The organism is Mucilaginibacter flavus (genome assembly GCF_030409315.1).
GTDB lineage: Bacteria > Bacteroidota > Bacteroidia > Sphingobacteriales > Sphingobacteriaceae > Mucilaginibacter > Mucilaginibacter flavus.
Map to the genome: position 1 here is coordinate 1 of NZ_JAUFPS010000009.1, position 11,045 is coordinate 11,045.

General features: G+C 42.7%; 11 protein-coding genes. 7 read left to right on the forward strand and 4 right to left on the reverse strand.

Annotation, left to right across the window (positions count from 1 at the left end; all coding sequences use genetic code 11):
* Nucleotides 1–414 precede the first annotated feature (414 nt).
* Nucleotides 415–2,007 (reverse strand): alpha,alpha-trehalase TreF, encoded by a 1,593-nt coding sequence (gene treF, locus QWZ17_RS02580; RefSeq protein WP_290303325.1) that lies wholly within the window; start codon nt 2,005–2,007, stop codon nt 415–417.
* Between the two features lie 178 nt (nt 2,008–2,185).
* On the opposite strand from treF, the gene QWZ17_RS02585 reads away from it, so the two are divergent.
* Nucleotides 2,186–3,337 (forward strand): beta-1,2-mannosidase, encoded by a 1,152-nt coding sequence (locus QWZ17_RS02585; protein ID WP_290303326.1) that lies wholly within the window; start codon nt 2,186–2,188, stop codon nt 3,335–3,337.
* 208 nt (nt 3,338–3,545) lie between these two features.
* Here the strand turns inward: QWZ17_RS02585 and QWZ17_RS02590 are convergent, their stop codons facing one another.
* Nucleotides 3,546–3,707, reverse strand: coding sequence for a hypothetical protein (locus QWZ17_RS02590; RefSeq protein ID WP_290303327.1), 162 nt, complete (start codon nt 3,705–3,707; stop codon nt 3,546–3,548).
* A 375-nt stretch (nt 3,708–4,082) separates the two neighbouring features.
* On the opposite strand from QWZ17_RS02590, the gene QWZ17_RS02595 reads away from it, so the two are divergent.
* From QWZ17_RS02595 to QWZ17_RS02620, 6 genes are all read left to right on the forward strand, one after another.
* Nucleotides 4,083–4,682, forward strand: a complete 600-nt coding sequence (locus QWZ17_RS02595) for a GIN domain-containing protein (protein ID WP_290303328.1) — start codon at nt 4,083–4,085, stop codon at nt 4,680–4,682.
* Between the two features lie 289 nt (nt 4,683–4,971).
* Nucleotides 4,972–5,946 (forward strand): ABC transporter substrate-binding protein, encoded by a 975-nt coding sequence (locus QWZ17_RS02600; protein WP_290303329.1) that lies wholly within the window; start codon nt 4,972–4,974, stop codon nt 5,944–5,946.
* A complete protein-coding gene (locus QWZ17_RS02605; protein ID WP_290303330.1) occupies nt 5,947–6,816 on the forward strand; it encodes an ABC transporter permease in 870 nt (289 codons plus the stop codon).
* The gene (locus tag QWZ17_RS02610) at nt 6,813–7,562 is read left to right on the forward strand and encodes an ABC transporter ATP-binding protein (protein ID WP_290303331.1); all 750 of its coding nucleotides are present in this window, start codon (nt 6,813–6,815) and stop codon (nt 7,560–7,562) included. The genes QWZ17_RS02605 and QWZ17_RS02610 overlap by 4 nt, the downstream gene beginning before the upstream one ends.
* 34 nt (nt 7,563–7,596) lie before the next feature.
* Nucleotides 7,597–7,845, forward strand: coding sequence for a hypothetical protein (locus tag QWZ17_RS02615; RefSeq protein ID WP_290303332.1), 249 nt, complete (start codon nt 7,597–7,599; stop codon nt 7,843–7,845).
* Between the two features lie 440 nt (nt 7,846–8,285).
* Nucleotides 8,286–8,807 (forward strand): tetratricopeptide repeat protein, encoded by a 522-nt coding sequence (locus QWZ17_RS02620; protein ID WP_290303333.1) that lies wholly within the window; start codon nt 8,286–8,288, stop codon nt 8,805–8,807.
* Here QWZ17_RS02620 and QWZ17_RS02625 read toward each other — a convergent pair.
* Together QWZ17_RS02625 and QWZ17_RS02630 are read right to left on the reverse strand one after the other, a co-directional pair.
* A complete protein-coding gene (locus QWZ17_RS02625; protein ID WP_290303334.1) occupies nt 8,789–9,430 on the reverse strand; it encodes a c-type cytochrome in 642 nt (213 codons plus the stop codon). The two genes, QWZ17_RS02620 and QWZ17_RS02625, sit on opposite strands and share 19 nt — an antisense overlap.
* Before the next feature lie 2 nt (nt 9,431–9,432).
* Nucleotides 9,433–10,743 carry a PQQ-dependent sugar dehydrogenase gene (locus QWZ17_RS02630; protein ID WP_290303335.1) on the reverse strand — a complete coding sequence of 437 codons (1,311 nt, stop codon included), beginning with the start codon at nt 10,741–10,743 and terminating at the stop codon, nt 9,433–9,435.
* Nucleotides 10,744–11,045: the final 302 nt, after the last annotated feature.

The window sequence follows — 11,045 nt, forward strand, 5'->3', positions numbered from 1 at the left end:
ATGTGGAGAACTATAGAAGAATCGCATAAAAAATGATTCTTTTAAATAAAATTTGGATATGTCGTAGACCTATAATACGAGGTGCGAAGCAATTTCTAAACAAGCAAATCGGCGTTGCTGAGTTCGCCCTGTATAGTCCGGAGATTGCTTCGTGCCTACCCATGACAAGTTGTAAAAAAACAAAGAGGGCTGTCAGTCTGAGCCTGTCGAAGACTCGCGCGCAGAGGCCTTCGCCCGCGTGCTTCGACAGGCTCAGCATGACCCCTTTTTTTCTTGATGTTGTCATTTCACTTTCAGAGTCCCTGGATTTACAAACTCGCAATGACGTTTTTTATACAGATCTCGGACTTACGAAGTTTTTAAAACTGCGTAAGTCTTTAGCCTCCCTGTTTGAATGCAGCTACGAAGATTTTATCAATTCTGATTCTCCGGCAAGCCCTTTGATTCCTGCTCGGCATCAAAATGGTAACGGTTCATCAGGTGCAGCAACACCCCATTGGTCCACCCGAAGCCGTCTTGCAGGGGATATTCGCCGCCGCCGGCAGTTAGCTTGGTATCTACCACGTTATATTTTTCTAACAGTTTACCGGTTTGCTTAAACACACGGATGTTGAGTTTTAACCAGCGGGTGGCTATTTCTTTAGCCAGCGCATTGTATCCGTATTTTTCTAAGCCATCTATCCCCATGTATTGTAATGGTGCCCAGCCGTTTGGCGCATCCCATTGCTGGCCCGAGAAGTTTAGCGTAGTAACCAGTCCGCCGGGTTTTAAAAAGTTGTTTTTCAGGCCTTCAGCAACTAAACGGGCTTGCTCCTCGTTAGCGATCTTAAATTCTAAAGGAAATTCGGCGGCAAGGGTAGGTATGGGTGATGGCTGTTTTAATTGCCAGTTATAATCATCAAACCATCCGGTTTTGGAGTTCCAGCAGTATTTTAAGATGGCTTGTTTGCGACGTGCTGCACGTTCTCTATATAGTTTGGCCAATTTAGCGTTATAAATTTGGTCAAGGCTACGGGCTATAGTCAGTTCCATATTATACATTAAACAGTTTAAATCAACCGGCACAATATCAGTAGTTTGTATAGTTGGTAACTTGCCCGATGCATCAAACCAGCGTGTACTAAAGTCCCAACCTGAGGCCGCTGCCGCTCTGATGTTGTGATAAAACTGTGGTAAGGGTTGCGTGGTCTCTTTGGCCGCATCAACATCTTTTACATATGATTCCTCACGCGGCTGGTCGCTTTCGTCCCAATAGCGGGTCATGTACTCGCCATCGGCCATTCTTACCACACGGTGGGTGGCCTGGTTAGGGGCAATAGTTCCTACGCCTTGTGTCCAATATTCATATTCCTTGATTAATTGCGGTCGGAAACGAATGAGCGCTTTTTTACCTTCAACTTTCTCAAGCAGGTTAACCATCATTGCAAAAAATGGCGGCTGCGAGCGGGTAAGGTAGTAACTGCGGTTACCATTGGGTATAAAACCATATTTATCAATCAAATAGGCAAAGTTTTCAACCATGTTATGGATCACCTTAGTCTGGTGGCTTTCCAACAACCCCAGCATGGTAAAGTACGAGTCCCAATAATAGATTTCCCTGAAACGCCCGCCCGGTACTATATAAGGATTTGGTAAGGCAAGTGTTGATGAATTTGGCTTTGCCTCATCTGGTCGGCGCTGTAAAACCTGCCATAGGGTATCAACATGCTTGCGGATACCCGCTTCAATATCTGTTTGAAAAGAATTGTGCGATACCGGCATATCAAAATTAGCCAGCACAAATGTTTTTAAATCAAAGCCTTGTTTACCCTTTTCCTCACGGTAAGCCTTCATAATCACAGCCGGATCATATTTGGGTACCGCATCAACAAAGGTTTTGTTATCGGGAAAAATGTTAGATAGCTGCACCTCTTCAAACAAGCCTGGGAACTGTTGCCGCGGGCTTAAAGTTTGTGATTTTGCACTGAGTGTAAAAAATAAAAATGCGAGTAAAAATAATCTTCTCATTAGCTTTTGATTTACCTTTTTGCAGGTTAGGTAATTGGTTTATTTATGGTGTTTAAATTTACTATTTTTGAAAACGTTATAAATCGGCTTGCGTTAGTGTATAGCGTTTTTATAACCAAATATTGCCCTGCTGGCTATGCCAGGCCAATAATAAGCCACCATATTATAAGCTGCTTTTATGAAAAATATTTTAAAAACTGTTCAGTTTTTAGTGTTGTTGCTAATTGTTGATGCCTGTTTTGGGCAGGCACAAACCAATGTGTTACCTGCATGGGCATTCGGTGGCTTTGCCAGGCCGATTGATGTAAACCCAATTATCTCGCCGGATACTGCATCGCGTTTTATGGACCCGGTGAGTAAAAAGCAAGTGCCATGGGAAGCCAATGATACTTTCAATCCCGGCGCTACTATCAAAAATGGCAAAGTAGTTGTTTTATACCGGGCCGAAGATCTGTTTGGCATCGGCATCGGTTTCCGTACCTCTCGCCTTGGTTATGCCGAGAGCAGTGATGGTATTCACTTTAACAGGCGGAAGGCCCCGGTGCTTTTTCCGGCTAATGATAATGCTAAAGAATTTGAGTGGCCCGGCGGCTGTGAAGATCCACGGGTAGCAGTAACTCCTAACGGCACTTACGTTGTTTTTTATACCGAATGGAACCGCAAGTTACCCCGCCTGGGTGTAGCCACATCTAAAGATTTGATTCACTGGAAAAAGCACGGACCTATTTTTGAAACGGCCTACGGCGGTAAATTTTTCAATATCGCCAGTAAATCAGCATCGATACTAACCAAAGTTGTGAATGGCAAGCAGGTGATCATCAAAATAAACGGTAAATACTGGTTGTATTGGGGCGAGCAGCATGTGTATGCAGCTACATCCACAAACCTGGTTGATTGGGCACCGGTTATTGATGCTAATGGCGAGTTGAAACAACTCATTTCGCCCCGTAAAGGTTATTTTGATAGTGACTTAACAGAATGTGGCCCACCTGCTTTGATGACAGATAAAGGGATCATTTTATTTTACAACGGTAAAAATAAAGCCGACGATGACCGGGATAAAAGATTCAATGCAAACTCCTATTGTGCCGGTCAGGCTTTGTTCGATAAAAAAGACCCCTCTAAACCTATAACCCGGCTCGATCTACCTTTTTTAAGACCAATGGAACCCTTCGAAAAAAGTGGTCAGTACGTAAATGGTACCGTATTTATTGAAGGTATGGTTTACTTTAAAAACAAATGGTTTTTATACTACGGCTGCGCCGATTCGAGGGTAGGGGTAGCGATTTATGATCCGGCCAATCCGGCGAAACCGGATGCGGTTGATTGAGTTGTGTTTTCTTGAGTTGGATTTTTTTGAGTTGATTAGGTTGATTGAGTTAGAATAAGTTGATTGAGTACGCTGTAGTTCAAAAATATTTGAAAATTAATAAAACAAAGCATCCGTTGATTGCATTCCAACCTAATTAACCTCCACCAACAAAAAAAGCCTCTTAAAATAAGAAGCTTGTTTCCATAGGTAGATGGGTATATAATGATTAGGCGATGAAGCCTGTAAATTGCGGTGCTTTATCTTGGTTATTGCCCATCAGTTGGTTATGGATAGCTTTAAGCGTTACTGCTTCTTTTGTAAAAAGGTCAACAATCTTATTGGTGATCTTTTTTACCGGTTGATTGATGTTGATGTGTACTACTTGCATACTAAGCTATTTACCAAATCCGTGCCAGTTTTAACTTTAGCTTAAGTATCTTTTATGTTACGATACTTTGATACCAGAGATCCTTGTGCTTTTCATCAATCTTATCCTCTTTAAGAGGTTAGCAACCTTCCCATAAACTTGTTACAAAATAGGCCCCGAGCCTCGAACCACGCCACCCGAACCACATCTCCCGCCACCCGCACCACAAAAATTCCTCCTCATTTCACCGGGTAAAATCCACCGCTTACCGACTAAAAACCGCAGTACAACTATTAGCCCGGATATGGCTGTAACGATTCTTTATTGAGGGCGTCATATTGGTGTATTTAGAAAATATAAATAAACAATTACTTGACAATCAAAATATTAATAATCATGAAAACTAACATTATCGCCATCGTTACAGTAATAGTTACAGTACTTGGCTTCACAAATTCAACCTTCGCAACTACCAATAATGGTAACAACAAAGCCGTCGTTTTAACCGATATCAGCAGCATCAATAAAATAGAAGTTTATGGTAACGTACAGGTTTACGTTTCAACCGGCACAGCCGATCAGGTTAAGGTTTACAACCAGTATTATGCCGAAAGCGCATTGGTTCAATCACAAAAAGGGGTATTACGTATTTCATCATATAAAAATGAAAAACTGGTAGTTTGGGTTACCGCAAAACAATTAACTGCTATCACTGCCTATGATAATGCCGAAGTAAAATCATTCGGAAACTTATCTGCCATTGAATTGGATGTTAAACTATACAACAACGCATCTGCCGACCTTAAATTAGACACCTATAACACCAGCGTAACCATGGCCGACCGCGCTAAAGCAAACCTAAGCGGCAACGTAAGCGAATACAATTTGATACACAATGTATCATCAAGCGTAAACAGGACCAACCTTGTTGCAGACCACGCTACAGAAAAATTAACCGGCGAAAAAGTTAAAGCTGCCGAGTATGCAGGTTTATAATCACACACCGAAAGCATTTATCCTATATTATTCTTAACAGCCACCTTTGCGGGAGGCTGTTTTTGCTTTTGGGGATTTTAGCATTAAAAAACCCGTCATTGCGAGCTACGAAGCAATCTCCAAGCTATAAAGAGTGAATAACGCAAAGCCGCCCTGTATACGTAGAGATTGCTTCGTACCTCGCAATGACGGGCGGGGTGAGTAGATATTATCCACCCCGCCCGTCAAACAATTCTCACCTTTTGCCCTTATGCTTTTAGCTTTCGGCATAAATATATAATTTAGTACAATGAAGTTTTTTAAATACCTACCCGCTGCTCTTTTATTAATTTCGATGGTGGCCTGTAAGCCAAAACCCAAGGCTGTTGATGTGCCTGTAGTTGGTTTTGCTGATGCCTTTGAGGATGCTACCATTTCACAGGCCCGTACCGGTTTTACCGATGCCTTAAAAAAGAACGGCTTTAGCGAAGAAAAGAAAACTGTTCAAATAGAATACAGCAACGCCCAGGGAAATATCCCCACGCTTGGCCTTATCGTTAATCACTTTGTATCAGAAAAGGTTGATTTGCTGGCTACCTGTACCACGCTGGCAACTGTAGCTGCATTGCAAAAAACAAAAGATATCCCGGTATTTGCCATGGTATCGCCGGTGCCCGAGCGTATGAAAGTGCTTGACGCGAACGGTAAAGCCCCGGCTAATTTGTTTGGCGCTTTGGAGGAACTGAATTATATCGATACATCATTTAATATCATCCCTAAATTATTAAAGCCGAAAGGTGCCAAACTGGTGATCGGGATGATCTATAATCAATCGGAACCGCAATCACAGGATGCTTTAGCGAGGATAAAAGGCTTGGCCGAAAAGCAGAATATTACAATCGTTGCCTTGCCGGTAAACACTTCGGCCGATGCGCAACTGGTAACACAATCGCTTCTGAGTAAAAATATAGACGCGTTTTTCGCCAATCCGGATAATACTGTATTTGCATCATTTGAAACTATTTTGAAGGCTTGTAACGAAAAAAATGTGCCCATCTTTACCAGCGAAGCAGGTTTGGTTAAACGTGGGGCTGTAGCCGCCTTTGGTGCCGATATTTATCAATGGGGATACCAGGCAGGCGAGCAAGCCGCACAATACTTAAAAACGCATAAAACCGATGGCATAAAACCCGAATTGGTAAAAATCAGGACGAGGGTATACAATCCAGTCGCTGCTAAAAAATACAATATCGCTATTCCGTCAAATTTCCAGGCTGTTAAATAAATGGATTTTTACCTAACCGCTTTATTGCAGGGCTTGTGTTTTTCGGCTATAGCGCTGGGTATTTATATTTCCATGAAAATTTTCAACATCCCAGATATTACTACTGATGGTAGCTATACCCTGGGTGGTGCTGTAACTGGTATAATGCTTACTCATCATCAATCAACCTGGGTTATTTTACCTGTTGTTATTATTGCCGGTGCGTTGGCGGGTGCATTAACAGGTTTGATTCATACCAAACTTAAAATAAACGCGCTGCTGGCCGGTATTTTAGTCATGACGGGGCTTTACTCTGTAAACCTTATTGTGTTAGGTCGTTCAAATCTACCGGTGAGTGATCTGCCGTCACTGTTTAACAGCTTTCATTTAATAGCCGATCCAAATCAAAATACACTCATCATCATCTCCATATTCGTTATTGTGATCACCTTTTTAATAGGCTACCTGTTAAAAACAGATTTCGGTATTGCCATGCGGGCTACGGGCAACAGTGAATCGATGATCCGCGCGTTGGGTGTTAATACAGATAGGATGAAGATTACCGGGCTTGCGTTGGCAAACGCGCTTACTGCTTTAAGCGGTTATCTCATTGTTCAATTTCAGGGTTTTGCTGATATCAGTATGGGGATAGGTATTGTGATCGTTGGCCTTGGCTCCGTTATTATTGCCGAAACGCTTATCAATTGGTTTAAGATTACCAATATTTGGATCTGTTTAGCACTTGTTTTAGCCGGTGCCGTTATTTTTCAGTTGGTGCTCGCCTTTACATTAGCAATGGGTGTTGATCCTAACTTATTAAAACTCGTTACAGCTGCTTTTGTACTGTTGATTGTTAGTTTGCCACGTTTATCCTTTAATAAAGCCTCATGATAGCCATAAACGATATTCACAAGGTTTTTAATAAGGGCAAGGCCAACCAGGTAAACGCTGTTAATGGCATCAGCATCAATATTAAAAGCGAGGAGTTTTTGGTGATTGTTGGCTCCAACGGATCGGGTAAAACAACCCTACTTAATTTGGTAGCTGGTAGCGTGTTCCCGGATAAAGGAACTATTGTTATCGATGACAATGATGTAACCAAACTGGCCGATCATCGCCGCAGCCAGTGGATTGCCCGGGTATTCCAAAATCCAATGAGTGGTACAGCGTCAGACCTTAGCATCCTGGATAATTTTCGCCTTGCGGCTCTCCGTACTAAATCCAAAGGTTTATCTATAGGTATCAATGATCAATTTAAGCAACAAGTAAAAGATAAAATTGCAACCCTTGGCATGGGCCTTGAAAATAAAATAGAGCAGCCTATGGGCACCCTTTCGGGTGGGCAGCGGCAGGCGCTCACGCTTTTAATGAGCGTGATGGATACTTGTAAGGTTTTACTGTTAGATGAACCAACCGCCGCGCTTGATCCCCGGTCTGCCGAGGTAGTAATGCGTACTGCCGATAAGCTGATCAGCGATTTTAAGCTTACCGCCGTCCTTATCACCCATAATCTTAAAGATGCTTTCACCTATGGCACAAGGATAATACAGATGGGAGAAGGGTTGATCATCAATGATTTAGATGGCGAAAAAAAGGCTACCCTGAAACAAAATGACCTTTTTGAATGGTTCGGATAAAAACTGGCAAAGTAATTGTATTGGTAGGCGTACCATGAAAAACAATAATTTTGAAAATATATTCGACGCTTACCAGTTAGTGAGCGGCGCCAAGATAAAAGGAAAGCAACAAGACGAAATTTTCGAGCTTGGAGCGTATGACGCCCTAAAAAGAGGTTATACCGTTTATCCGCTTGAACACGGCATTAAATATGAGGATTTTAGCGTAATAGTATCTGAAAGAGAACTGAAAGCCAACTTTTTGATAGAGGCTGGTAAAGCCAATACTGCTATCGCTGCTTAAGATCTGCAAACAAAACTTTTTTGTAGAGACGCGATATTTTGCCTCTCCCGCGTGCAAATCCAATATGCAATCAGCGGTTACAAATTTGCTATGTACTGTTGGAGACGCAAAATGTTGCGTCTCTACATCAAGAGAATGTGCAATTTTAATTTGTCCTCTCCGGTTATGGTCGATGTTTTCATCGCCCCACACCAAATACGCTATTTTGCAAATTGCTACAATAATTGTAGATTTGTAAAAAATTAATACAATGCTATTTCAAAACTCATTCTGCAAAACTATAATGTGGCCCATGGTGTCGCAGCAGAAGAGTTACGCATCTGTGATACTCTTCTCAAGTCCGGTTTAGCGCCATAATTATTTATACGGACAGAATTTATTACAACATTATTTATTGACCAAGCACTGCGTTGAAGCGGCGCAATTACATTTTAAAATTTATGGACACTGATTATACTATCGAAGAAAAGTATTTGCGGGCCGTGGATAAACTTTCATACGGAAGAACTACTAAGGGATTAAAATTACTGAACGAGATCATTAACAACGATCCTTTATTTGCCCGCGCGCATTACCAGCTGGGTATTATACATTACTACGAAATGAAGGACTACCAAACAGCAGGCTATCATTTTAAAACCTGCATGGAACTGGAACCATCGTTTCCTGATAACTATACAGATTACCTTGATCTGCTGGTTTTTCTGAACATGGAAAAACTGGTTAGCAACGTATCTGTAAAAGCCCTGAATACCCCCGGGGTTGATACCGCCGAAATTTACAGCCTGTTGGGTTTGTTTTACGAGAAAAACAAAAACTGGACAAAAGCCCTGCTCAACTACCAAAAAGCCTTTATGGAAGTAACCATCAATAGCGATAAAGTAGATATTGAACAGAGTCTGAAACGCGTACGCTCAAAAATGAAACATACCTTGGCTTATACTTACCAGGTAACAGAGTAAGATAGGAGGCGAAAGGTAAAAGGCGAAAGGTAAAAGGTTTTTTGAAGAAGGTTGCGAAGCAACCTTTCGCCTTTCGCCTTTCGCCTTTCGCCTTTCGCCTTTCGCCTTTCGCCTTTCGCCTTTCGCCTTTCGCCTTTCGCCTTTCGCCTTTCGCCTTTCGCCTTTCGCCTTNATTTCCCCGCCCGTACCGCTTTTACCTGCGCCATGGTTATGGCCGACGCTTTGTTTCCGAAGCTGTTGCGTACGTAGGTAAGTAAGTCGGCAATTTGCTGGTCGCTTAAAAAATCGTGCGATGCCATGGTGTTAGCGTAGCGCTTGCCCAAAATCTCCACATCATCATTAAAACCATTTAATATAATTTTTATAAGGCGGGTTTGGTCGCCGGTTACAAAGGGCGTTTTGATGAGCGGCGGATTGGTGTTTGGTATCCCCGTGCCATCAGCCTGGTGGCAGACTATACAATTTTCGGTAAATATGGGCAACCCTGCAGCAATCGAGGCCTTTAGGGCTGGCGATTGAGCATTGGTTGCGGTAGATCTCTTTTTATGTTTGGTTTGCGCCTGCAGCGTAGTTGTAAACAAACTAAAAGCAAGTAGCATTAAAAGGGCTTTTTTGAAGTCCATTGTTATTTTTTATAGGTGATTTTGTAAATGGTTCCCTGGTTATCATCGGTTACGTATAATGAACCATCAGGTCCTTGAGCTAATCCGCATGGACGATGTTCTGCTCTGCCGCCGGCTGCTTTATCTGCCGAACCTGCAAAGTTATCCGCAAATACCTCGTAATCGCCGCTTGCTTTGCCATCTTTAAACGGCTGAAATACCACAAAGTAACCAGCCTGAGGCTCCGGCGCGCGGTTCCATGATCCGTGGAAAGCGATGAAAGCACCATTCTTATATTTCTCCGGGAATTGGCTGCCGGTATAAAACAACAAACCGTTGGGAGCAAGGTGGCCAGGGAAAGCCGCCGCAGGATCAATAGCTGTTTCGCCGCCTTCTTTTTTGCCATCGCCCCCATACTCGGGCATTAATATTTTTTTGTGTTGCTGCCAGTCGTAATACATGTAAGGCCAACCGGCGTTGTCGCCTTTTTTAAGGGCATACATACATTCGGCAGGTAAATCGGCCGATTGTTTGGTGGTAAAGTATTGCGGGAACAAATCATGTAACTGGTCACGACCGTGTTGCATCACAAAAAGCTGGTTGTTCTGTTGGTTCCAGTCCATACCAACCACGTTACGCAAACCGGTGGCATATCTTATACCATCGCCATAATGCTGGTTAAGTTTATCAGCTTTAAACTGCCAGATACCGCCAGCCGAATCTAAAATAGGGCAGCCCTTTTGGCCTGGCGAATCCTTTTTACGATCCGCAACCTGGCATGCGTTTGAATAAGCGCCTATGTTTACGTACAGGTTGCCATCGTTATCAAGCGTAATCGCTTTCGCCTCGTGCTCGCCTCGACTTAACAGACCTGTAACAATTTTTTCAGGCTGATCGGGGCTAATCACCTCATTTTTATCATTCAGTTTATACCTGAAAACTTCCTCATCCGATGAAGTATACAGATATCCTTTTTTTATATAAACTCCCGTGCCTTTGTAATCACCAAAGCTGGTTTTTAAAGTGGCTTTGCTACTATCCTGGGTTAGGTATAATATACCCTTGCCATCTTTAAAGTTATTAAGCTTTACGTAGATGTTGTTTTGCGGGGTAATGGCAATTTCCCTGGTACCACCCATTTTTTCGGCAATCGCAGCGGCGCTGAAGCCTGCAGGTAATTTAAGCCCGGCGTTAGGCGAGCTGGTGCTTGTCGAAGTTGTATCTGCCCCGGTTTTATGATCAGTACTGCCGCTTTTGCAGGCATTAAGCAGCAATGCAAGGCCGGCTATTGCTGTTACAGGCAACATAGCCGAAAGTAAATTTCGTTTTTTCATGATATCTGATTGTTGGTTATCAAATTAAACAAATATACAGGTAAACCCAAAATCTGTTTTGTAGTAATTGTATGACAGTTAAGGGGGAGGGGTGGATAAGCATTGGCTTTTAGAACGCGGTTCGACTCACCCCGATGAGGCAACGCTTCGCTGGCCGACCCTCTCTCCGGCTGAAGCCGCAAAGAGGGTTAAGAAAACAAGAATATTTTCCTCGCCCCTCTATGCGACGCAGTCGGAGAGAGATTCTGTGTTAATTATCAAATAATTTTTAATTTTGTTTTATTAAGGCGGCTTTAAAGCCA

Excerpts from the sequence above, each read along its gene's own strand:
- treF (WP_290303325.1), bottom strand. The coding sequence starts at position 2,007 with ATGAGAAGATTATTTTTACTCGCATTTTTATTTTTTACACTCAGTGCA.
- QWZ17_RS02585 (WP_290303326.1), top strand. The coding sequence starts at position 2,186 with ATGAAAAATATTTTAAAAACTGTTCAGTTTTTAGTGTTGTTGCTAATT.
- QWZ17_RS02590 (WP_290303327.1), bottom strand. The coding sequence starts at position 3,707 with ATGCAAGTAGTACACATCAACATCAATCAACCGGTAAAAAAGATCACC.
- QWZ17_RS02595 (WP_290303328.1), top strand. The coding sequence starts at position 4,083 with ATGAAAACTAACATTATCGCCATCGTTACAGTAATAGTTACAGTACTT.
- QWZ17_RS02600 (WP_290303329.1), top strand. The coding sequence starts at position 4,972 with ATGAAGTTTTTTAAATACCTACCCGCTGCTCTTTTATTAATTTCGATG.
- QWZ17_RS02605 (WP_290303330.1), top strand. The coding sequence starts at position 5,947 with ATGGATTTTTACCTAACCGCTTTATTGCAGGGCTTGTGTTTTTCGGCT.
- QWZ17_RS02610 (WP_290303331.1), top strand. The coding sequence starts at position 6,813 with ATGATAGCCATAAACGATATTCACAAGGTTTTTAATAAGGGCAAGGCC.
- QWZ17_RS02615 (WP_290303332.1), top strand. The coding sequence starts at position 7,597 with ATGAAAAACAATAATTTTGAAAATATATTCGACGCTTACCAGTTAGTG.
- QWZ17_RS02620 (WP_290303333.1), top strand. The coding sequence starts at position 8,286 with ATGGACACTGATTATACTATCGAAGAAAAGTATTTGCGGGCCGTGGAT.
- QWZ17_RS02630 (WP_290303335.1), bottom strand. The coding sequence starts at position 10,743 with ATGAAAAAACGAAATTTACTTTCGGCTATGTTGCCTGTAACAGCAATA.